The sequence below is a fragment of the Actinopolyspora lacussalsi subsp. righensis genome, from assembly GCF_900116555.1.
Taxonomy (GTDB): Bacteria; Actinomycetota; Actinomycetes; order Mycobacteriales; family Pseudonocardiaceae; genus Actinopolyspora; species Actinopolyspora lacussalsi.
Map to the genome: position 1 here is coordinate 136,892 of NZ_FPAT01000003.1, position 22,175 is coordinate 159,066.

Below are 22,175 nucleotides of genomic sequence, written 5' to 3' on the forward strand. Positions count from 1 at the left end.
CAGGGTGCCGGTGATCCGAGCGCGCGAACTCATCCACGCCTCCCCCGGAACGACACATGATCACGAAACACCGTGCCACTCCCGTTCGGAGCCGTCACGGTTCGAACTCGTCTCAGCGCCCGCGTGGCGCTCGTAGCTCTCCTTGCTGCGCAACGGAGGTTCGGCGTCGCGAATCCTGCTCGCCTTGGCCGAGATCTCGTCGACGATGCGGTCGACGAGTCGCGCCACCAACCAGCACAGCGGCACGAGAACCACCAGTACCAGCGCCACCTGGAACGGGTAGGGAAGCAGCACGAGCCACGACTCGACCCCGTCCCACAACGCGACCAGCTCGCCCATCACGGACCGTCAGCGTACTCCCGGGGTGGTTCCAGCGTGCGCCGGGCACCCCGGGTGACGGAACGGCCCGCGGCGCCGGGAATCACTGGACCGGTCCAGCCGGGTACTCCTGGATCGGACGTGAATCGGCTGCCGTACTCGGTCGCGTCGATTCCGACCAGACGCTCGCCCCTCACACCCGCGCCGAACTCCCACCACTCCCGTAGCCGAGCCCCGACCACCCTCGAAAGTCGCACTCCGACCACCCCCGCAGGCCGAGCTCCGGCCACTCTCACCACCGGCACCGCCGCGGGTTCTCCCGTGCGGCTCTCGCGAGGACGCCGGAGACGTTGTGTAGGTCGCTACCCGATGTCGCCGGACCCGCAGCGAGAGCCGTGCGAGAGGTTCCGCCACCCGCACCGCTATGCGGGCCGAACCGCGAACCCCGTGAGGGCCAAAGCTAGCTTTCGGAGTGGCGGCGGACGGACTCGATCACGGCGCTGAAGTCGTAACCCCCGCCGCCCTCCGAGTTGAACCGGTCGTAGATCCGCGCGGCCAACCGCCCCACCTCGGTGTCGGTGCCGCTCTGCTCGGCCGCCGAAACGGCGAGGTTGAGGTCCTTGAGCATCAGCGAGGCCGCGAAACCCGGTTCGTAGTCGTGATTCGCCCTGCTGGTCTCCACCATGCCCGGCACGGGGCAGTTGGTGGTCAGCGACCAGCTCTGTCCGGTGGACACGGAGGTCACGTCGTAGAGCGCCTGGTGCGGGAGTCCGAGTTTCTCCCCCAGCACGAACGCTTCGGCCGTGCCGAGCATGGCCGCCGCCAGCATGAGGTTGTTGCACATCTTGGTGACCTGGCCGTTGCCGTCGCCACCGCAGTGGATCACCTTCCGCGCCATGGGCTCCAGGAAGGGCTGCGCGGCCTGGTAGGCCCGCTCGGAGCCACCGACCATGAACGTCAACGTGCCCGCCTCGGCACCGGCCGTGCCACCGGAGACCGGGGCGTCTATCGCGTCCAGCCCCGCGGCCGCGGCCAGCTCGTGCGCCCTGCGCGAGTCGGCCACGTCCACGGTGGAGGAATCGACCAGCAGCGTGCCCGGCGCGACCGAGCCCAGCATCCCGTCGTAGCAGTCCAGCAGCTGCTTGCCCCCCGGCAACATCGTGATCACGGCGTCGGCGCCGGTAACCACCTCGGCCGCCGAGTCGACCGTGGTCACCCCGTTCGCCGCCGCGCGCTCGATCACTTCCGGCATCAGGTCGAAACCCCGCACGGTGTGGCCGGCGTTGACCAGGTTCGTCGACATCGGGCCGCCCATGTGCCCCAACCCGATGAATCCGATGACTGCCATGGTCGATTACCTTTCTCGCGATCCGACACTGTCACGAAAACCGGGGGACGGGGAGATCAGTCGGACAGACCGAGATCCCCGTTGGTGGGAGTGCGGAAGAACGCGGCGACGTGCTCCTCGCCCACGTCCTCCAGCTGGGCCGGGGACCAGGCCGGGTTACGGTCCTTGTCCACGAGGGTGGCGCGCACGCCCTCCAGGAAGTCGCCGCGGTGCACGCAGGCCAGCGAGACGCGGTACTCCTGGTCGAGCACTTCCTCCAGGGAGTTCAGCCGCGCGGCCGACCGCAGCGCGCGCAGCGTCACCTTCAGCGAGGTGGGCGACTTCGTGGCGATGGTCTCGGCCGCTTCGCCGGCCTCCGGCTCGCTCCGGGACCGGAGTTCGGTCAGGATTCCCTCCACGGACTCGGCCGCGTAGACCTCGTCGATCCAGCTCGCGGCGGCGCGCAGCCCGGACTCGGGAGCCACTGTGGCGTACTTGTCCAGCACGGCCGAGGCGTCTCCCTCGGTCAGGGCGTTGACCAGTTCGTCGAGTTCGGAACTGTCGACGTAGTGGTCGGCCAGCCCGCAGTGGATCGCGTCCGCACCGCTGACGGGAGCTCCGGTCAGCGCCATGTGGGTGCCGAGCTGCCCGGGGGCGCGGGAGAGCAGATAGGTGCCGCCGACGTCCGGGGCGAAGCCGATGCCGACCTCGGGCATGCCGACCTTGGAGCGCTCGGTGACCACGCGGTGCGAACCGTGTGCCGAGATGCCGACTCCGCCGCCCATGCAGATGCCGTCCATGATGCCGACGACCGGTTTGGGGTAGTGCGACAGCGCGGCGTTCATCCGGTACTCGGCTGCCCAGAACTCCTCGGTCCGTTCGGGCTCGCCCGCCTTGACCGCGTCGTACATGGCGCGGATGTCCCCGCCCGCGCACAGTCCGCGGTCCCCGGCGCCCTCGATGAGCACCGTGCGCACCCGGTCGTCGGCGCGCCACTCCTCCAGCGCGTCCAGTACCGAGGTGACCATCTCCATGGTCAGCGAGTTGAGGGCCTTCGGCCGGTTGAGCGTGATCCGGCCGAGGGATCCCTGCACGTCGAGCAGCACCTGCTGCTGTTCGGCGGCGTGAGTTGTCATTGGTCCGACTCCAACATTCCACGGGAAATGATCAATCGCATGATCTCGTTCGTGCCCTCCAGGATCTGATGCACCCGCAGGTCGCGAACGATCTTCTCCATGCCGTACTCGGCAAGGTATCCGTAACCTCCGTGGAGCTGAAGGGCTTCGTTGGCCACGTTGAATCCGCTGTCGGTGGCGAGCCGCTTGGCCATGGCGCAGAGTTTTGTCGCCTCGGGGTCCTTGGCGTCCAGCGCGGCGGCGGCGCGCCACAGCAGGGTGCGGGCGGCCTCCAGTTCGGTGGCCATGTCGGCCAGCTTGAATCGCAGCGCCTGGAAATCGCCGATCCTGCTTCCGAAGGCGGAGCGCTGCCCGACGTAGGCCAGTCCGCGTTCCAGTGCGGCGCGAGCTCCGCCGAGCGAGCAGGCACCGATGTTGAGTCTGCCGCCGTCCAGTCCGGACATGGCGATGCGGAAGCCGATGCCCTCCTCGCCGAGCCGGTTGCGCACCGGAACCCGCACGTCGGTGAACACGACCTGGCGGGTGGGTTGGGCGTTCCAGCCCATCTTGTCCTCTTCGGGGCCGAACGAGATGCCCTCGCTGGCACCGTCGACGACGAGGGCGGAGATACCGCCGGGGCCGGGCTCGCCGGTGCGGACCATCACCACGTAGACGCCGGAGTAGCCGCTTCCGGAGATGAACTGCTTGACCCCGTTGACCACGTACTCGTCGCCCTCGCGAACCGCCCTGGTGCGCAGCGCGGCCGCGTCCGAACCGGCGTCGGGTTCGGTGAGGCAGTAACTGCCCAGACTCCGCATGGCGCACAGCTCGGGCAGCCACTGTTCGCGTTGCCGCTGGTCGCCGAACGCGTCGATCATCCAGGCGACCATGTTGTGTATCGAGATGTAGGCCGCGATGGTGGGACAGCCGGTGGCCAGCTCCTCGAACACGAGGGCGGCGTCGAACCGGCTGAGCCCGGTGCCGCCGTACTGCTCGTCGACGTAGATCCCACCCATGCCGAGTTCGCCCGCCTCGGCCAGCACGTCCACGGGGAAGTGTTTCTCCCGGTCCCACCGCAGCGCGTTGGGGGCGATGCGTTCCGCGGCGAACTCGCCCGCCGTCTCCTTGAGCGCACGCTGGTCGTCGGTGAGCGCGAACGGGGATCGCGGTGTTTCGGAGGCGATCACGGAAGCGGTCATGTGGGACTCCTGCTCGATCGGGGACGCCGGATCGCGGCGTCGGGCCTCTCGCGGTGGCGGCACCACCGGTTCGCGGTCCGTGGTGGTCACACCGCCGGTGGGGTCACCACCGGCGGTGTGGACCGGTCGGCACGATGGCGCGGCGGACGGCCCACCGGCTCACCGGCGGAGCGGCTCAGTGCATGGTCGGGATCGTGAAGCTGGCCTCCTCCTTCCGACCGGAGGGCCAGCGCGAGGTCACGGTCTTGGTCCTGGTGTAGAACCGGATGGAGTCGGGGCCGTGCTGGTTGAGATCGCCGAATCCGGAACGCTTCCAGCCGCCGAAGGTGTGGTAGGCGATCGGCACCGGGATCGGCACGTTGATACCGACCATGCCGGTGTCCACGCGGCCCGCGAACTCGCGTGCGGCGTCGCCGTCCCTGGTGAAGATGGCGACACCGTTGCCGTACTGGTGTTGGCTGGGCAGCCGCAGCGCCTCCTCGTAGTCGGCGGCGCGGACCACCGAGAGCACGGGGCCGAAGATCTCCTCGTTGTAGATCCGCATGTCCGAGGTGACGTTGTCGAACAGCGAGGCACCGGTGAAGAAGCCGTTCTCGTGTTCGGGCATCCGGAAACCGCGGCCGTCCACCAGCAGGTCCGCGCCTTCCTCGACGCCGAGACCGATGTAGTCGTCGACCCGCTGCTTGGCGGCGGCCGTCACCAGCGGGCCGAAGTCGGCGGAGTCGTCGAAGCTGGTGCCGATCCGGAGTCCGTTGACTCGTTCGGTGAGCTTTTCCACCAGCGCCTCGGCCGTGGGTCGTCCGACGGGAACGGCCACCGAGATGGCCATGCAGCGCTCCCCCGCGGAGCCGTACCCGGCACCGACCAGGGCTTCCACCGCCTGGTCGAGGTCGGCGTCGGGCATGATGATCATGTGGTTCTTCGCGCCGCCGAAGCACTGCGCCCGCTTGCCGTGGGCGGTGGCCGTGGAGTGGATGTACTCGGCTATGTCGGAGGATCCGACGAAGCCGATCGCGGCCACGTCCTGGTGGGTCAGCAGCGCGTCCACCGCGGTCTTGTCGCCGTTGACCACGTTGAACACGCCGGGGGGCAGCCCCGCCTCGACGAACAGCTCGGCGAGCCGCAGCGGCACCGAGGGGTCGCGCTCGGAGGGCTTGAGCACGAAGGAGTTGCCGCAGGCGATGGCCGGGGCGGCCTTCCACAGCGGGATCATCGCCGGGAAGTTGAACGGGGTTATCCCCGCGGTCACCCCCAGTGGCTGGCGCATCGAGTAAACGTCGATGCCCGCGCCCGCGCCCTCGGTGTACTCCCCCTTGAGCAGGTGGGGAATGCCCGTGGCGAACTCGACGACCTCCAGGCCGCGCTGCACGTCGCCCTTGGCGTCGGGCACCGTCTTGCCGTGCTCGGAGGCCAGCAGCCGCGCCAGCGAGTCCAACTCCTCGCGGCACAGTTCGAGGAACCGCATCAGCACGCGTGCCCGGCGCTGGGGGTTCCAGTTCGCCCACTCGCGTTGCGCCTCGGCGGCGCCGCGCACGGCGGCGTCGACCTCTCCGGAGGAGGCCAGCGGCACCCTGGCCTGCACGCCTCCGGTGTTCGGATCGAACACGTCGTCGTGGTTACCGGAGGTCCCGGCGACGCGCTTGCCGTCGATGAAGTGCTCCAGCTCGGTGGTCATTCCGCTACGCACCCTTCCCTCGCACCGGTCGCCGACTCCCGCTATGCGCTTGGAAGCCAAACTTTTGGTAGTCCAATCATTGCCCCAATGCAACACATCACAACAGGGTGTGCTGCGTCACAACACGATTGTGTGAGGTCAACGGCCGAACCGGAAGGAAGCGCGGCACCATAGTCCCCGCACTTCGCCACGCGCACCGGCGGCACCCCGCCGACACGCGAGCAGCGGCAGCGGGGGAGGATCCGGCGGTGGAGCCGATTCACGAACCGTTCGCCACCTTGCCGAGCAAGGAGATCCGGGAGTTCACGTGACCGCCCAACCGATCAGTCCCGGTGACGTCTGGATCGTCGATCTCGATCCGGTGCACGACGAGGAACAGGCCGGGCAATGCCCGGTTCTCGTGGTCTCGTCGCGTTTCCACCTGGAATTGACCAACAGCGCGCTGGTCAACGCACTGCCGCTGACCGGCGAGGAACGGAGCGAGCGGTCGCAGCGCGTCCACGTGGCGGCCGCCGACAGCTGGGTCGCCACCGAGCGGGTACACACCGTGGCCGCGCGGAATCTCCGACGGTTCGCTCCGGAACTGGCCCCCACCGAGGAGGAACTCTCGGAGGTGCGGCGAGCACTCGCCCGCACACTCGACATCTGAGCCACGCACCAGCACAGCTAACCGCAAGCGGCGGAAACCTCTAACGAACCTTCGCCGCCCAGTACTCGGGCAGATCGGGCTCGGCCGCCGCCACGTGTTCGGCCAGTTCGGGCGTCGCGCGCCCCATCCGGAAGGCGAAGAGCTCGGCTATGGTCACACCGTGCTCCGGTCGGTACAGCACCTCGCGGGCATCGCCCGCCGTGATCTCCCCGGGCCGCTCCACCGCGAGATAGGCTCCGGGCCTGCCGTAGTCGGTGAAACGCTTGATCAGCCCCCGCATGTTCCAGAAGCCCGCGAAAACCCTGCAGGGAGTCCGCGGTCCGGTCACGCGCAGCACGGTCGTACCGATCCGCCAGCGCTCCCCGATAACCGCGTTGCCGCAGTCGCAGTCTTCCAGGGTCAGGTTCTCCCCGATATTGCCCGGTCGCAGTTCCCGCCCGGTCTCGCCGGACCAGTACCGCAGGTCCTCGATGTCGTAGGCGTAGACGGCCTGGAACCAGCGGCCGTGGTTGTCGGTGTCGCAGACCGTGTCCCCCTCGACCCCCGAGACGTCGACCCGCACCGGCCTTCGTGCCGGTCGCTTGTCGATCCCGCTGGCACCGATCCGCCCCGTCCACTCCCCCGTGCTGGCGGTGGCTGCGAGGTTGACCTCGTTCACGCGACTCACGGGGCCAGCCTATGCGTCGCACGACTCCCGATCGAGCGGAATTCGAAATCAACTCGGGATGCGGGAGACAGCCGTCGCTCGGCGAACCGACTGTCGGGCACGGAGCGCGGAGCGTATCCGGTTCCACCCGATGCCGGCGGGCACCGCGACGGGCCCGACACACAAGCATGGGCGGGAACCCACCGATCCGGGTTCCCGCCCACTCGCACCATCGCGATCATCACACCCCGCCACAGGGCCGCTGGTGCGTCTTGGTGAACGCCGCCGCAGGAGTACGGCGCTCACTGTCGTTGCCCTCCGCCGCGAGAACCGGAAGGCGCCTCACCGGGTCGCGGCGGAAGGGGTCTCGTGCCGTACCGCGGCTCACCACGGGCCGCGGCACGGCCACTCGACGTCGGGCCTGCCCGAGCGGTGGCCGGAAGGTTCGGGAAACCAGTCGACGACCGGCCCGGGAGGGCCCCTCAGAACTGCGCGGTCTCGGTGGACCCGGCCAGCGCGGTGGTCGAGGAGTCCGGGTTGACCGCCATGCTGATCTGGTCGAAGTAGCCGGTTCCGGCCTCGCGCTGGTGCTTGGTGGCCGTGTAGCCGTCCTTCTCCGCGGCGAACTCCCTGTCCTGCAGGTCGACGTAGGCCGTCATGTCCTCCGAGGCGTAGTTCTTCGCCAGGTCGAACATGCTGTAGTTCAGCGCGTGGAAACCGGCCAGCGTGATGAACTGGAACTTGTAACCCATCTGGCCGAGCTCACGCTGGAACTTGGCGATGGTGCTGTCGTCGAGGTTCTTGCGCCAGTTGAACGACGGCGAGCAGTTGTAGGCCAGCATCTTGTCGGGGTACTGGGCCTTGATGGACTCGGCGAACCGCTTGGCCACGTCCAGGTCCGGTGTGGAGGTCTCCATCCAGATCAGGTCGGAGTACGGCGCGTAGGCCAGCCCGCGGTCGATGCAGGGCTCGATGCCGTTGTTGACCTTGTAGAAGCCCTCCGAGGTGCGCTCACCGGTGACGTACTTCTGGTCACGCTCGTCGACGTCGCTGGTCAACAGGGTGGCTGCCTGCGCGTCGGTGCGGGCGACCACGAGGGAGGGAACCCCGGCGACGTCGGCGGCCAGCCGGGCGGAATTGAGGGTCTTGACGTGCTGGCTGGTGGGGATGAGCACCTTGCCACCGAGGTGGCCGCACTTCTTCTCGGAAGCGAGCTGGTCCTCCCAGTGCACACCGGCGGCGCCCGCCTGGATCATGCCCTTCATCAGCTCGTAGGCGTTGAGCACACCACCGAACCCGGCCTCGGCGTCGGCGACGATCGGGGCCAGCCAGTGCCGGTCCTCCTGCTCGACCTCGGTGGCCTCGGCGTCCAGCGCCTCGGCCCAGGCGACCTGGTCGGCGCGCTTGAGCGCGTTGTTGATCCGCCGAACCACCTGCGGGACCGAGTTGGCCGGGTACAGGCTCTGGTCCGGGTAGGTCTCACCGGCGAGGTTCGCGTCGGCGGCGACCTGCCAACCCGAGAGGTAGATGGCCTGGAGTCCGGCGCGGACCTGCTGGACGGCCTGGTTGCCGGTCAGCGCACCGAGCGCGTGGATGTAGTCGTTGTCGTGCAGCAGGTTCCAGAGCCGTTCGGCGCCCAGCCTGGCCAGGGTGTTGTCCTCCTGCACCGAGCCACGGAGTCGGATGACGTCACCAGCGGAGTAGGTGCGCTCGACGCCCTTCCAACGGGGGTTGGTCTCCCAGTCGCGCTGCAGATCCTTGGCGGCCTGCAGGGCCTGTTCACGGGTACCGGGCTGAGGGCTCATGGCTTTCACCTTCCGATCGCTTGCGGCCTGTTGATCCCAGTGTTGGTACTCGACCAAGAAAAAACGAGCCCCAATCCGGACAAAATTTTGTATTTTTTCTGCTAGGGTGAACTGCATGTCGGAGTTTACGGCTGAGTCGACGGAAGAACGCGGCACTTTTTCCAACGAGCAGGACCTGCTCGTCTTCGGGCAGCGGCTGCGCCACATGCGCAAGGCGGCCGGGTTGACCCTCTCCGAACTGGGACAACGGGTCGATCGGGCACCTTCGCAGCTCTCGCTGCTGGAGAACGGGCACCGCGAACCGAAGCTGTCGCTGCTGCGCTCGCTGGCCGTGGCGTTGAACAGCTCGGTGGACGAGCTGATGTCCAAGAAGCCGCCGAACCGGCGTGCCGAGCTGGAGATAGCCGTGGAGCAGGCACAGCTGGACCCGCTCTACCAACAGCTGGACGTGCCACCGCTGAAGATCGGCAAGCGGGTCCCCACCGAGGCGTTGGAACACGTGCTGGCGCTCTACGAGGAACTACGACGCAGGGAGACGAAGCGGGTGGCCACACCCGAGGAGGCCCGGGCCGCCAACGCGGAGCTGCGCGGCATGATGCGCGAACACGGCAACTACTTCCCCGAGATCGAGAAATCGGCGGGCGAGATCCTGCGGGGCGTCGGTTACCACGGGGGGCCGCTGTCCGAAGGGCTGATCCAGTCGATCGCCACGCATCTCGGGTACGGGCTTCGCTTCGTCACCGACCTGCCCCGTTCGGTGCGGTCGGTGACCGACCTGCGGCACAACCGGATCTTTTTGCGACGCGAATCGCTGGGAATGCACAGCCCCCGCACGATCCTGCTGCAGACCCTCGGGCACCTGAACCTGGGACACCGCCAGCCACGCGACTTCGCCGACTTCCTGCGGCAGCGTGTGGAGGCGAACTACTTCGCCGCCGCCGTGCTGATCCCCGAGAGCGCCGCGGTGAGCTACCTGCGCCAGGCCAAAGCGGACCGGGATCTGGCCGTGGAGGACCTGCGTGACGTGTTCTCGGTCTCCTACGAGATGGCCGCCCACCGGTTCACCAACCTCGCCACGCAGTACCTGGATCTGGTCTGCCACTTCGTGCGCAACGACGAGACCGGGATCATCTACAAGGCATACGCCAACGACGGGCTGGAGTTCCCCGCCGACCCCACCGGGGCGATCGAGGGGCAGCGGATGTGTCGGTACTGGGCCGGGCGGCAGGTGTTCGCCTCCGCGGACCGCTACTCCACCCACTACCAGTACACCGACAAACCCGGTGCCACCCACTGGTGTGTGGCGCACGTCGACCCGAGCAGGGGACGCGACTTCGCCATCACGCTCGGCGTTCCCTACACCGAGTCCCGGTGGTTCCGGGGGCGGGAGACCACGAACCACTCCAAGTCGGGCTGCCCGAACGGCGAGTGCTGCCAACGCCCGCCCGCGGAACTGGCCAATCGGTGGCAGGGCATGGTCTGGCCGTCGGCCCGGGCGCACTCCCACGTGCTGTCGGCGCTGCCCTCCGACACCTTTCCCGGGGTGGACGAGGCTGACGTCTACTCGTTCCTGGAAACCCACCAGGGTTGAACCCCGGTTCCGGAAACGGCGTGCCAGAAAAAGGACGCTCCTCCCGCCACCTGCGGGAGGAGCGTCCACAACGACGCGAAGCGCCGAGGGTCACGTGGCGACCCGACCGACTCGGCGTGGTGACCCATGCGTCGGAGCCGCGGGGAGGGAAATGCACGCGCCGGCTTCTGCCGACGACCTGCCCGCTGTCTCCTCGGCCCACAGCACACACGCCACCAATCCGAGCACGGTGACCCCTGGTCCGAAATACACGGTTACCGAAGGTGACGAACCGTTCCAGCTACACCGGCACCGGATCCGAACATCCGGGTAGCCGTGATCACCCGAGGTGGTCACGGAAGGTGCACTCGCTCGTCAGAATGTTCCTCGCGTTCGATCCGCCTGTTCCCGGAGTCGCTGCCCTCGGAGTCGCTGTCCCCGGGCTCGCCGCCCTCGGACTCGGTGGCTCGGCTGCACGAGGGTTCCACCGCGGGAGGAACGTGCTCCCCGGACAGGGTCTTGTAGAGGGACACGCAGATTCCGATCAGGAGGATCGCGAACGGTGTCCCGGTGAGCACCGAGGCCTTCTGCAGCGCACCGAGGCCACCGGAGACCAGCAGGACCGCCGCGACACCCGCCAGCAGGAGTCCCCAGAGAACTCGAACCCAGACCTTGGGGTTCGGGGAGCCGCCGGTGGAGAGTTCACCCAACACCACGGTGCCGGAGTCGGCACTGGCGACGAAGAACACCCACAGCACCACCAGCGTGATGATCGACAGGAGAATGGGTAGCGGGTACTGCTGGATGAAGACGAACATGCCCGCGGCCGGGCTCTGCGCCACGGTCTCGGCGATGGCGGAGGCCTGCCCGTCGCGAGCCAGCCGCAGCGCCGCTCCACCGAACACGGCGATCCAGATTATGCTGACGACACTGGGACCGAGGACGGTTGCCCCGACGAACTCGCGGATGCTTCGTCCGCGGGAGATGCGCGCCATGAACATTCCCACGTACGGGGCCCAGGCGATCCACCAGGACCAGTAGAAAACGGTCCAGCTCCCCAACCAATCCGTGTTCGGATCGAACGCGTCCAGCCGGAAGCTCATCGGGACTATGTTGGACAGGTAGTCACCGAGGCCTTCGGTGAGGACGTTGAGCTGTGTGACGGTCGGTCCGACGACGAAGTAGAAGACCAGCAGCAGCGGCGCGATGAGCATACTGATGTTGGCGAGCCACTTGATGCCGTGCTCGATCCGCGTCGTCGCCGACACCATGAACGCCGCCGTGGTGAGGCCGAGGACCACGAGGTGCACCAGCATCACAGTGGGCAACCCGAACGTCTGACCGAGCCCCGCCGTCAGCTGCAGTCCGGCCTGCCCGAGGGCCACGGCGATACCGAACACGACCGCCAGTACCGCCAGGATGTCGATCGTCTTCCCCACCGGACCGTCGACGCGGTCGCCCAACAAGGGCCGGAAAATGGCGCTTACCAGTGCCTTCTCACCTTTGCGGTGGGTGAAGTAAGCCACGGCCAGGCCGACGGTGGCGTAGATCGCCCAAGGGTGCAACGCCCAGTGGAAAAAGGAGTACTGCACTGCCACCCCGGCGGCCTCGTCCGAACCGGGCTCGGCAAGACCGAACGGCACGTTGACATAGTGCGACAGCGGTTCGGCCAGGCCCCAGAAGATGATGGAGGGACCCATGCCCGCCTGAAACATCATGGCGAACCAGGACAGCCGACCGAAATCGGGTCTGTCGTTCTTCTTCCCGAGTTTGATCCTGCCGTACCTGCTCAGCGCCAGGTAGATCACGAATACCAGGAACACGTTCGCCGCGAGCAGGAAGAACCAGCTCAGATCCGACACCACGTAGCCGAGAAGCCGATTGGTGACGGCCCCGAAGTTCTTCGGCGCCACCGCGCCCCACAGGACCACCAGCGCCGTGAGCGCGACGGAGACGAAGAAAACGACTCCGATCCCGGACCGATTCGTTTTTAACGTTTGCATGGAAACCACTATCTATAAGATTGGATACATGCGGACAAAGCGGATGACTTCAACACCTCGGAAGCAACAGCGCCCCGCGCGAGCAGTGAATTCGAGTCCGACAGAACTTCCGATCCCCGCACTGCCGACCCGGAATCCGATGTGAGCATAATCGAGCACAACCTCCCTTCCACTCCCGGTATTGCCCACCGACGAACAAACACGACCAGAATTACCGGAACATCCTTCCGCATCAGAATCGACAGTCGCTTCCCCACCGTCCAACGATTTCACCGAGCCAACCGAGACAGGTTTCGAAAAAACCCTCATTTCATCGAACCTCTCGGTTTCCGAAAGAGACGATTCCGAACCGAATCGTCTCGTCTTTCGAGGTGGGAACGATCCGTACCGCTCCGCGGTGCGCGGCGAACGAGGGCCGTTGGTCCGCGCCCCGCACCAGACCACTACTCCCGGGAGCGGTATCCCGGTCCACGTCGCACGAGTTCCTCCACCAGGCTCACGAACTCCGCCGCCGAGGGCGACAGCGGACCCCGGCGCCAGAAGAGCACCCCGCGCCGGATCACCCGGGGCCGCAGCGAGACGGTCACCGCGCCGCGCTCGGCGGCCTCCCGGGCCATCGACGCGGGCAGCAGCGTGGCCCCCGCTCCGGCCAGCACGCTGGGCACGATCATCGCCTGGTGGGCGGTCTCGACCGCCACGTGTGGACTGCTGCCCTGGGTTCCCACGGTGTTCTCGATGACCTCGCGGGGCGCGGTTCCCTTCGGAGTACTGACCCAGTCCAGCGCGGCGAGGTCGGCGGGCGTCAGCGCGGAACGTCCCGGATCGGCCGAAGCGGGCAGCACTGCCAGGAACTCCCGCCCCGGCAGCACCATGCTGCCGAGATCGTCCACCGTCTCCTCGGTCGAGTCGACCATGCCGAGCTCGCACTCGCCCGCCCGTACGGCGGCCGTGACATCGGATCCCAGCTCGGGATCCGTGATGCGCACGGCCACCTTCGGATGCACGCGCAGGAACGAACCGACCAGATCGGCCAGCGGATCCACGGCCAGGGTGGTCTGGGCGACGATGTCCAGCCTGCCGCCCGCGAGCCCCAGTACTCTGCGCACCGAGTCGGTGGCCGTGCTGAAGTCACGCATCACCTGCCGTGCCGGTTCCAGCAGCGCCTCGCCCGCCGGGGTCAGGCTCACTCCCTGTGCGAGCCGGTGGAACACCCTGCCGCCGAGCCGGTTCTCCAACGACGCGATCGCGTGCGACAGCGAGGGTTGCGCGACGCGCAGCGTCTGGGCCGCGGCCGTGAAACTGCCCTGGTCGGCAATGGTCAGGAAGTACTCGAGCTCCCTGCGTTCCATCCCGCCGCCTCCTGATCCTCGTCACTCGGCCACACGTCGCGGACGCACCGGAACCCGATGTTGCCGATGGACGAGTCAGGGGTGACTCCCTGACGCGCCGAAACCCGGTAACGCCGGCAGTAGGACTCGTGGCACAGGTAGGAACCGCCGCGCGCACTGCGCCGTTCCCCACTGTCGGGCCCCCTCGGGTTGATCCGGGTGTCCCGTGCCGGGAAGTCCGGATCGAACCGGTCGGCACACCACTCCCAAACGTTGCCGGTCGTGTTGTGCAGCCCGTAACCGTTCGGTTCGAAGGCGTCCACGGGGCAGGTTCCGTACCAGCCGTCCGAGCACTCGTTGCGCCCGGGGAACTCACCCTGCCAGACGTTCATCCGGTGCCGACCGGAAGGCTCCAGCTGTTCACCCCACGGAAAGGGGCTTCCCTCGAGCCCTCCCCTGGCCGCGTACTCCCACTCGGCCTCGGTCGGCAGCCGCAGCCCGGCCCAGTCGCAGTAGGCGAGCGCGTCCCGGAAGGACACGTGGGTGACCGGATGGTCCGGCCGGTCCCCGGCATCGGAGCCCGGCCCCTCCGGCCGCCACCAGTAGGCGCCCTCGACCTGGCGCCACCAGGGAGCGGCGGCGACTCCGCGCGTGGGTGGGAAGTCGTCCGGCAACAACCCGCCGAACACGAACGACCACCCCCAACGCTCGGCGTCGGTGCGGTAGGCGGTGGCGTCCACGAAGGCGGCGAAGTCGGCCACCGACACGGCTGTCGGGCTGATCCAGAACGGGTCGAGCCGCACCGTCCGCACCGGCCCCTCGCCGTCCTGCGGGTACGCCTCGTCCCGCTCGCTTCCCATCCGGAACTCGCCGCCGTCGAGCCGCACCAACCCCGCGGTGGAACCGGAGTGGACCCGGGTGCGTACCGTCTCCGTCCGCGGCGCACCGCTCGCGGTCCGCGTGGGTGCGCAGCAGTCTCCCGTTGTCGTGTCAGTCATGAGCCGCCCTGAACAGTTCGCGGTCACGTTCGCTGTCGCTGTCGCTGTGCAGATCGTCGCCGAGATCCACCCGCACGCTGTGCAGCGTGCCCGTGTAGGCGTTGTCCACCGGTGGGTAGTCGTCGGTGACCGGTGACGCACGGTCGACTCCGATGTCGAACGTCTCGTCGAAGGCGAAGTAGTACGGAATGGTGCCGCCCACCCGCTGCTGCCCGCGCTGCTCACCGTCGACGTGGAGGGTCGCGGTACCGCCCATGCCGACACCGCCGCCGTCGTAGGCGAAGTCCAACACGATCTCGTGCTCGCCGGTGGGGAGCGGTTCATCCGTGCTCACCCGGTAGACCTCGAGCCCGAAGTAGTTGTACGCGTAGCAGGCGCGCCCCCGGTGCACGTACAGCGACCAGCCGCCGAACCGTCCGCCCTGGGCCACCAGCACTCCGTCCGCACCGGACTCGGGGACCTCGATACGGGCGGTCAGGGTGTGCGAGCGGTTCTTGACGTTGGGCGCCGTCTCCTCGGTCAACCGCGAGGCGGAGGCGTGGAACGTGATCGACCGACGGTCGCCGTGCAGGTCGCGCCGCCCGGCCTCGCGCGGGTTCTCCCGCTCGGTCATGCGGTCGTCGAGGGGGAAGACGTTGTAACGACTGGCCTCCACCAGGAAAAGCTGTTGCAGTTCCCGGAGTTTGCCCGGGTGTTCCGCCGCGAGGTCGTGGGCCTGGCTCCAGTCCACATTGGTGTCGTAGAGCTCCCAGCGGTCGTCGTCGAAGTAGTGCCGGGTGCCGTCCTGCACCATGTCCCACGGGGTGCCGTGCCTGGTGACCGCCATCCAGCCGTCGTGGTAGATGCCCCGGTTGCCCACCATCTCGAAGTACTGGATCCGGCGGCGTTCCGCCGCCGAGGCGTCGTTGAAGCTGTAGAGCATGCTCGTGCCCTCGACCGGCTGCTGCGTGACCCCGTTGACCTCATCGGGCTGTGGGATCCCGGCCGCTTCTAGGACGGTGGGCAGCACGTCGATGACGTGGTGGAACTGGTCGCGGATACCACCGCGTTCGGCGATACCGCGTGGCCAGTGCACGATCATGCCGTCCCTGGTTCCGCCGAAGTGCGAGGCGACCTGTTTCGTCCACTGGTACGGCGTGTTCATCGCCAGCGCCCAGCCGACCGGATAGTGGGCGTGCGTGGTCGCGTCACCCAGTTCCTCCCGGTGGCGGTTGATCGTCTCGGCGTCGTCGGGGATACCGCTGGCGTGCCGGTGCTCGTTGAGCGTCCCACCGAGTCCGCCCTCCGCGGAGGCGCCGTTGTCGCCGAGGATGTAGACGAACAGGGTGTTGTCGAGTTCGCCCTGCTGCTCCAGCTCGTCGACGAGACGGCCGATCTGGTCGTCGGTGTGCTCGGCGAATCCCGCGTAGAGCTCCATCAACGAGGCGGCGGACTCCCTCTCCTGCTCGGACAGTTCGTCCCAGTGCGGCACGCCCTCGGCCCACGGGGCCAGTTCCGTTTCGGGGGGAACGACTCCCAGTTCCTTCTGTCGTTCCAGGGTGATCTCACGCTGCCGGTCCCAACCGTGGTCGAACCTGCCCCGGTACTTGTCGCGGTACTCCTTCGGAACGTGGTAGGGCGCGTGGGTCGCGCCGAAGGGGAGGTAGGCGAAGAAGGGGGTTTCGGGCTTGAGTGACTTCTGGTCGCGCACCCAGTCGATCGCACGGTCGACCAGGTCCTCGGAGAGGTGATAGCCGTCCTCCGGCCCACGGTCGGGTTCCACCGGTGTGGTGCCGTCGAACAGCACGGGGTACCAGTGGTTCATCTCCGCGCACACGAAGCCGTAGAACTTCTCGAAGCCCTCACCGGTGGGCCAGCGATCGAACGGACCCGCCACGCTGACGTCGCGCGCCGGGGTCTGGTGCCACTTGCCGAACGCCGCGGTGTTGTAGCCGTTACCCGCCAGGATCTGACCCATCGTTCCCGCGCTCAGCGGCCGTATCCCGTTGTAGCCCGGAGCGGCGCTGGCCATCTCGGTGGTGACTCCCATCCCCACCGAGTGGTGGTTGCGTCCGGTCAGCAGCGACTGCCGGGTCGGTGAGCACACCGCGGTCACGTGGAACCGCGTGTAGCGCAGCCCGCCCCCGGCCAGTCGATCGGCCGTGGGCATCTCGCACGGCCCGCCGAACGCGCTGGGAGCGCCGAAACCCATGTCGTCCAGCAGCACGACCACCACGTTGGGAGCCCCCTCGGGCGCGCTCGGCGGCTCCGGCGGGGAGAACGGTGGATCCTGCTCGCGGATGTCCAGCGATGACGCGTGCTGCCGAGTCGCTCCCCGGATCGGGAGACTCGTCCGCGACATCTCCGGATCACTCATGCCAGACCTCCTGAAATCGCAATGATCGGGACAGCGTCCGGTAGCCCACCGGTCGAAAACGAAAAACCGCGGGTGGCGGACGAGGATCGTCTTTGATCAATCACGCGCACCCGTGGGCACCAACCGACGATTTCACCGGATTACCGAACTCGTCGAAACCGCCGTTATTCGCTGGGGCATACTAGCCGACGGCGCCGGAAACGCAACCCCCGAGACACCGAAACGGCTCACCACACCGCCACGCGGAATCGAGGCCAACGAAAGATAAGCGCAGGTCACCACACAAATCAGACACTCGCCAGACAATTTTTGAATTAAAGACATAGACAGTATCTATAGGCAATAGCGAAAACGGCAGTGCGGGACAGGCGTCACACCAACCGAATATTTGTCGCCACCGGACAAGTAACCAACGAACCACGCTGAGTGCCCGAAGCGGAGTGATATCCCGCCGCTCCCGGGTGTCGATTTCGCGCGAAATCGACACCCGAGGTTCCGGGAAGAAGGCCGGATCGCCCCCGGTCCGATCAGCTCACCACGCGGATACCGGGCTCGTGACGGACCGGAAAGTTCACGGAATTGGCGATGAAGCACTTGCGGTGCGCCTGCTCGTGCAGTTTCTCGGCCCTGTCGCGCATCGACTCGCTCCGCACCGTCACCACCGGTCGCAGCACCACCTCGGTGAAACGACCTCCACCGCCCCGCTCCTCGGTCATGGTGCCGCGAGCCGCGTCGCGGTAGTCGGTGACCACGACGCCGGAGGAGGCACAGATCCCCAGATACCAGAGCATGTGGCACTGCGCGAGCGAGGCCACCAGCAGCTCCTCCGGGTTCAGCAGTTCCGGATCCCCGAGGAAGGCCGGATCGGCCGAGCCGCGCAGCGGCGCCTTGCCCACGACCTCGATCAGGTGCTCACGACCGTAGGAGTCGTACTCATCGGTACCGCTTCCACGGTTCCCGGTCCAGCGCACCACGGTCTCGTACTCGTGTCGTTCGGACATCGTTCCCTCGTTTCGACCCTCGACTGCGGCGAAGATCGATTCTAGGGAACACGGTCCGGTGTGGACTCGCCGTTTTCCCGGAACGCGCAACGGTTCGACGGGCTCCGACAGGCTGCAACGCCGGACGAGCACCGGAACCCGGGTGTGGAGAGGGCGGGAGGCTCCATCGAACGAGCCCGGCGAAAACCGGGGCGACAAGGCCCCGCCGCTACTTCCCGTCCGGCTACTTCTTGCCCTTGGAGTCTCCCTTGGAATCGTCCTTGGCGGACTCGTCGGTGGACAGCGCGGCCACGAACGCCTCCTGCGGCACCTCGACACGGCCGACCGTCTTCATCTTCTTCTTGCCTTCCTTCTGCTTCTCCAGCAGCTTGCGCTTACGGCTGATGTCACCGCCGTAGCACTTGGCGAGCACGTCCTTGCGCATGGCGCGAATCGTCTCGCGGGCGATGATCCGCGAACCCACGGCCGCCTGGATCGGCACCTCGAACTGCTGGCGTGGAATGAGCTCTCGGAGCTTGGAGGCCATCTTGGTGCCGTAGGAGTAGGCGTTGTCCTTGTGCACGATCGCGCTGAAGGCGTCCACCGCCTCGTGCTGCAGCAGGATGTCGACCTTGACCAGGTCCGAGGCCTGCGTGCCGGACTCCTCGTAGTCCATGGAAGCGTAGCCGCGGGTACGCGACTTGAGGTGGTCGAAGAAGTCGAACACGATCTCGGCCAACGGAATGGTGTAGCGGAGCTCGACGCGGCTCTCGGAGAGGTAGTCCATGCTGTCGAGCCGCCCGCGCCTGCTCTGGCACAGCTCCATGATCGCGCCGACGAACTCGGAGGGAGCGATCACGGTGCACTTCGCGATCGGCTCGCGCACTTCCTGGATCTTGCCCTCGGGCCAGTCCGAGGGGTTGGTGACCTCCAGTTCAGTGCCATCCTGCAGGGTGACGCCGTAGACCACGTTGGGAGCGGTGGAGATGAGATTGAGGTTGTACTCGCGCTCCAGTCGCGCCCTGGTGATCTCCAGGTGCAACAGCCCCAGGAAGCCGCAGCGGAAACCGAAACCGAGCGCACCGGAGGTCTCCGGTTCGTAGGTCAGCGCGGCGTCGTTGAGCAGCAGCTTGTCCAGCGCGTCACGCAGCACCGGATAGTCGGATCCCTCGATCGGGTAAAGCCCGGAGTAGACCATCGGGATCGGGTCACGGTAGCCGGGCAGTGGCTGCTCGGCACCGTTCTTGGCGAAGGTCACCGTGTCACCCACCCGGGACTGGCGGACGTCCTTGACACCGGTGATCAGGTAGCCGACCTCACCGACCCCGAGTCCCTCGGAGCGTTTCTGGTCGGGTGAGATGATGCCGACTTCGAGCAGCTCGTGGGTGGCTCCGGTCGACATCATCCGGATCTTCTCGCGCGGGGTGATGCTGCCGTCGACCACACGGATGTAGGTGATCACGCCCCGGTAGGTGTCGTAGACCGAGTCGAAGATCATCGCCCTGGCCGGCGAGTCGTGCTCGCCGACCGGCGCGGGAACGTTGAGCACCACGGCGTCGAGCACATCGGCGACACCCTCACCGCTCTTGGCCGAGACCCGCAGCACGTCGGACTCCGAGCAGCCGATGATGTGGGCCAGCTCCGCGGCGTAGTGGTCGGGGTCGGCGGCGGGAAGATCGATCTTGTTGAGCACGGGGATGATCTCCAGGTCGTGCTCCATGGCCAGGTAGAGGTTGGCCAGAGTCTGCGCCTCGATCCCCTGGGCGGCGTCCACCAGCAGGATCGCCCCCTCGCAAGCGGCGAGCGAGCGGCTGACCTCGTAGGTGAAGTCGACGTGGCCGGGGGTGTCGATCAGGTGCAGCACGTAGTCCTCACCGTCGACCTGCCACGGCAGTCGCACGTTCTGGGACTTGATCGTGATGCCGCGCTCGCGCTCCAGGTCCATCCGGTCGAGGTACTGGTCCCGGTACGCGCGCTCGTCGAGCACCTCGGTGAGCTGCAACACCCTGTCGGCCAACGTCGACTTGCCGTGGTCGATGTGGGCGATGATGCAGAAGTTCCTGATGCGTTCAGGAGACGTGAAGGTCGTGTCTGCGAAGGTGCTCACTGAAGTCTTCCTCGCGGGATGTCGACTCGCGTACGGGCAGGGCTGCGTGCCCATGGTCCCACGAAAGTGCGGAATACCCGACCCCAACCCGGAAGTACGACCGCACGGGATGCGTCGCGGCGGAGCGGGACGGGCGGCTGAACCGACCGCCCCGCCGGGGCCGCACCGACAGCGCGTCAGGGATGTTGCCGAACGTCACTGCGCAGCGGATGTTCGGGAGGCACCTCCACCAGCACGATCCGCATCCCGTCGGGGTCGGCGACGGTTCCCTCGATCAGCCCCCAGGGTTGCCGTTCCGGTTCGGCGAGCACCTCGACGCCGAGCTCGCGCAGTTCACGGACGCTCTCGGCGGCGTCGCGCACCTGCAGCCACAGCATCTGGTCCTCACTGGGGCCGCTGCTGCCGCTTCCGGACACTTCCAGCAGTCCCTGCCCGAGGAAGAACACCGTGCCACCGGGAAATTCGCGGTGGATCGCGAGCCCGAGCGTGTCGCGGTAGAACCGCACCGAGCGATCGTGGTCGCCGGGACGCAGGATCATCCTGCTGTTGAGAACCTCCATGCCCCCGTCCTACCCGATCGAGTAGGGATCCGCCGAGCAGCGACAACGCTCGCGTGGCGATTTCGCGCGAAATCCACGAGCGCCCCCCGCAGGTCTCCTACGAGCAACCGAGATCATCCGGCGATTTCGGGCTTTGCCCCCACACCGAAAAAGTGATATCACTATGATGTCTTCCAGAAATCACGAAACACGCCAGAGGAGGAACCGGATGGGCACCGAGGAAACCGGAACGGGAGTGGTGATGCCGGAGTCGGAGATCAGGGAACAGCCCGCGAGAAGAGCCCCGGGACTCCCGACGCTCGGACTGGGCGTCCTGCTGCTCCTCTTGGCCGCCGCGCTGGCAGCCCTCGGCGGAGTGACCTCCACCTGGTGGTTACTCGCGGCCGGGATCGTGTTGGAAGTCGCCACCCTGGTGAGCCTGGCCGGGCTGGTGACGGTCTCACCCGGCGAAGCACGGGTACTGCAGTTCCTCGGCCGCTACACGGGGACACTGCGCCAGGAGGGACTGCACTGGGTCAATCCGCTGACCACCGGCCGGACGCGCATCTCCACCCGGATCCGCAACCACGAGACCAGCGTGATGAAGGTCAACGACGCCGAGGGCAACCCCATCGAGATCGCCGCCGTGGTGGTCTGGCAGGTCGATGACACCGCACAGGCCTCCTTCAGCGTCGACGACTTCGTCGAGTTCGTGCAGACTCAGACGGAAACGGCCGTACGGCACATCGCGACCAACTACGCCTACGACACCAGGGGCGGACAGGAGTTCTCGCTGCGGGAGAACGCCGAGGAGATCACCGCCAAGCTCTCCAAGGAGATCGCCGACCGGGTTCACTCGGCGGGTGTGAAGGTCGTCGAGTCCAGGCTCACCCACCTCGCGTATGCTCCCGAGATCGCGCAGTCGATGCTGCAGCGCCAGCAGGCCGACGCGGTCGTGGCCGCACGGCAGCGCATCGTCGAGGGCGCGGTCGGCATGGTCGAGTCGGCGCTCGGTCAGCTGGCAGAAGACGAGATCGTGGAACTGGACGAGGAGCGCAAGGCGTCGATGGTCAGCAACCTGCTGGTCGTGCTCTGCGGTGACAAGGCGACCCAACCGGTGGTCAACACCGGCTCGCTGTACCAGTGAGGTAGTCGCGTGGCATCCCGCAAGAGCTTCCTGCTCCGCCTGGATCCGGCGGTACACGACGCGCTCGCGCGTTGGGCTGGCGACGAACTGCGCAGCACGAACGCGCAGATAGAGTTCCTGCTGCGCAAGGCGCTGCAGGATGCGGGCAGACTGCCGGGTGAGACCGGACGGCAGCGCGGCAGGGGAAGGCCCCGCAAGGACGACGACTCGGACTGAGCGACCACGACGGCACCCACCAGCGCTACTGGGTGTACGGGTGGGGACTCCTGGCCTCCTCATCGGGCGTCTCCAGCGGGCAGCGCCCTGACCAGCGGAACCGGGCGCGGCGGCGTGACGCGGTGTTGCTACGATGGTCGATCGCACCGCGCGGCATTTCCGACGTGGAGGAAGGCTGCCCGCGAACCGTCGTGCCG

General features: G+C 67.2%; 18 protein-coding genes. 4 read left to right on the forward strand and 14 right to left on the reverse strand.

Annotation, left to right across the window (positions count from 1 at the left end):
• Positions 1–60 precede the first annotated feature (60 nt).
• The 5 genes from BM394_RS06735 to BM394_RS06765 form a co-directional block, all read right to left on the reverse strand.
• Positions 61–339: a hypothetical protein gene (locus tag BM394_RS06735; protein ID WP_217643391.1), complete on the reverse strand. Its 279-nt coding sequence runs from the start codon at positions 337–339 to the stop codon at positions 61–63.
• Positions 340–778: 439 nt separating this feature from the next.
• Positions 779–1,666 (reverse strand): 3-hydroxyisobutyrate dehydrogenase, encoded by an 888-nt coding sequence (gene mmsB / locus BM394_RS06745; protein ID WP_092975490.1) that lies wholly within the window; start codon positions 1,664–1,666, stop codon positions 779–781.
• A gap of 56 nt (positions 1,667–1,722) precedes the next feature.
• A complete protein-coding gene (locus BM394_RS06750) occupies positions 1,723–2,781 on the reverse strand; it encodes an enoyl-CoA hydratase/isomerase family protein (protein ID WP_092975493.1) in 1,059 nt (352 codons plus the stop codon).
• Positions 2,778–3,959, reverse strand: a complete 1,182-nt coding sequence (locus BM394_RS06755; RefSeq protein ID WP_092975496.1) for an acyl-CoA dehydrogenase family protein — start codon at positions 3,957–3,959, stop codon at positions 2,778–2,780. Before BM394_RS06755 ends, BM394_RS06750 begins: the two co-directional genes overlap by 4 nt.
• Before the next feature lie 175 nt (positions 3,960–4,134).
• A complete protein-coding gene (locus BM394_RS06765; RefSeq protein ID WP_092975502.1) occupies positions 4,135–5,634 on the reverse strand; it encodes a CoA-acylating methylmalonate-semialdehyde dehydrogenase in 1,500 nt (499 codons plus the stop codon).
• Positions 5,635–5,941: 307 nt separating this feature from the next.
• On the opposite strand from BM394_RS06765, the gene BM394_RS06775 reads away from it, so the two are divergent.
• A complete protein-coding gene (locus BM394_RS06775) occupies positions 5,942–6,283 on the forward strand; it encodes a type II toxin-antitoxin system PemK/MazF family toxin (RefSeq protein ID WP_092975508.1) in 342 nt (113 codons plus the stop codon).
• 40 nt (positions 6,284–6,323) lie between these two features.
• Here the strand turns inward: BM394_RS06775 and BM394_RS06780 are convergent, their stop codons facing one another.
• Both BM394_RS06780 and aceA read right to left on the reverse strand, forming a co-directional pair.
• Entirely contained in the window at positions 6,324–6,950 is a 627-nt protein-coding gene (locus BM394_RS06780) for an MOSC domain-containing protein (protein WP_217643392.1), read from the reverse strand.
• 461 nt (positions 6,951–7,411) lie between these two features.
• Positions 7,412–8,734 carry an isocitrate lyase gene (gene aceA, locus BM394_RS06785; RefSeq protein ID WP_092630723.1) on the reverse strand — a complete coding sequence of 441 codons (1,323 nt, stop codon included), beginning with the start codon at positions 8,732–8,734 and terminating at the stop codon, positions 7,412–7,414.
• 115 nt (positions 8,735–8,849) lie between these two features.
• On the opposite strand from aceA, the gene BM394_RS06790 reads away from it, so the two are divergent.
• Entirely contained in the window at positions 8,850–10,325 is a 1,476-nt protein-coding gene (locus BM394_RS06790; protein WP_092923505.1) for an XRE family transcriptional regulator, read from the forward strand.
• 332 nt (positions 10,326–10,657) lie between these two features.
• Here BM394_RS06790 and BM394_RS06795 read toward each other — a convergent pair whose 3' ends face one another.
• From BM394_RS06795 to BM394_RS06825, 7 genes are all read right to left on the reverse strand, one after another.
• On the reverse strand, positions 10,658–12,307 hold the full coding sequence (locus tag BM394_RS06795) for a BCCT family transporter (RefSeq protein ID WP_092975514.1): 1,650 nt from the start codon (positions 12,305–12,307) through the stop codon (positions 10,658–10,660).
• Between the two features lie 443 nt (positions 12,308–12,750).
• Entirely contained in the window at positions 12,751–13,656 is a 906-nt protein-coding gene (locus BM394_RS06800; RefSeq protein ID WP_092975517.1) for a LysR family transcriptional regulator, read from the reverse strand.
• A complete protein-coding gene (locus BM394_RS06805) occupies positions 13,626–14,633 on the reverse strand; it encodes a formylglycine-generating enzyme family protein (RefSeq protein WP_092975520.1) in 1,008 nt (335 codons plus the stop codon). The genes BM394_RS06800 and BM394_RS06805 overlap by 31 nt, the downstream gene beginning before the upstream one ends.
• Positions 14,626–16,989 carry an arylsulfatase gene (locus tag BM394_RS06810; RefSeq protein WP_092975523.1) on the reverse strand — a complete coding sequence of 788 codons (2,364 nt, stop codon included), beginning with the start codon at positions 16,987–16,989 and terminating at the stop codon, positions 14,626–14,628. The genes BM394_RS06805 and BM394_RS06810 overlap by 8 nt, the downstream gene beginning before the upstream one ends.
• A 527-nt stretch (positions 16,990–17,516) precedes the next feature.
• Positions 17,517–17,990 carry an OsmC family protein gene (locus BM394_RS06815; RefSeq protein WP_092975526.1) on the reverse strand — a complete coding sequence of 158 codons (474 nt, stop codon included), beginning with the start codon at positions 17,988–17,990 and terminating at the stop codon, positions 17,517–17,519.
• Positions 17,991–18,213: 223 nt separating this feature from the next.
• Positions 18,214–20,076, reverse strand: a complete 1,863-nt coding sequence (lepA, locus tag BM394_RS06820) for a translation elongation factor 4 (RefSeq protein WP_092923523.1) — start codon at positions 20,074–20,076, stop codon at positions 18,214–18,216.
• A 176-nt stretch (positions 20,077–20,252) separates the two neighbouring features.
• Positions 20,253–20,636, reverse strand: coding sequence for a VOC family protein (locus BM394_RS06825; protein ID WP_092975529.1), 384 nt, complete (start codon positions 20,634–20,636; stop codon positions 20,253–20,255).
• A gap of 208 nt (positions 20,637–20,844) precedes the next feature.
• On the opposite strand from BM394_RS06825, the gene BM394_RS06830 reads away from it, so the two are divergent.
• Together BM394_RS06830 and BM394_RS06835 are read left to right on the forward strand one after the other, a co-directional pair.
• A complete protein-coding gene (locus tag BM394_RS06830; RefSeq protein WP_092975532.1) occupies positions 20,845–21,762 on the forward strand; it encodes an SPFH domain-containing protein in 918 nt (305 codons plus the stop codon).
• 9 nt (positions 21,763–21,771) lie between these two features.
• Entirely contained in the window at positions 21,772–21,978 is a 207-nt protein-coding gene (locus tag BM394_RS06835) for a type II toxin-antitoxin system antitoxin (protein WP_092975536.1), read from the forward strand.
• Positions 21,979–22,175: the final 197 nt, after the last annotated feature.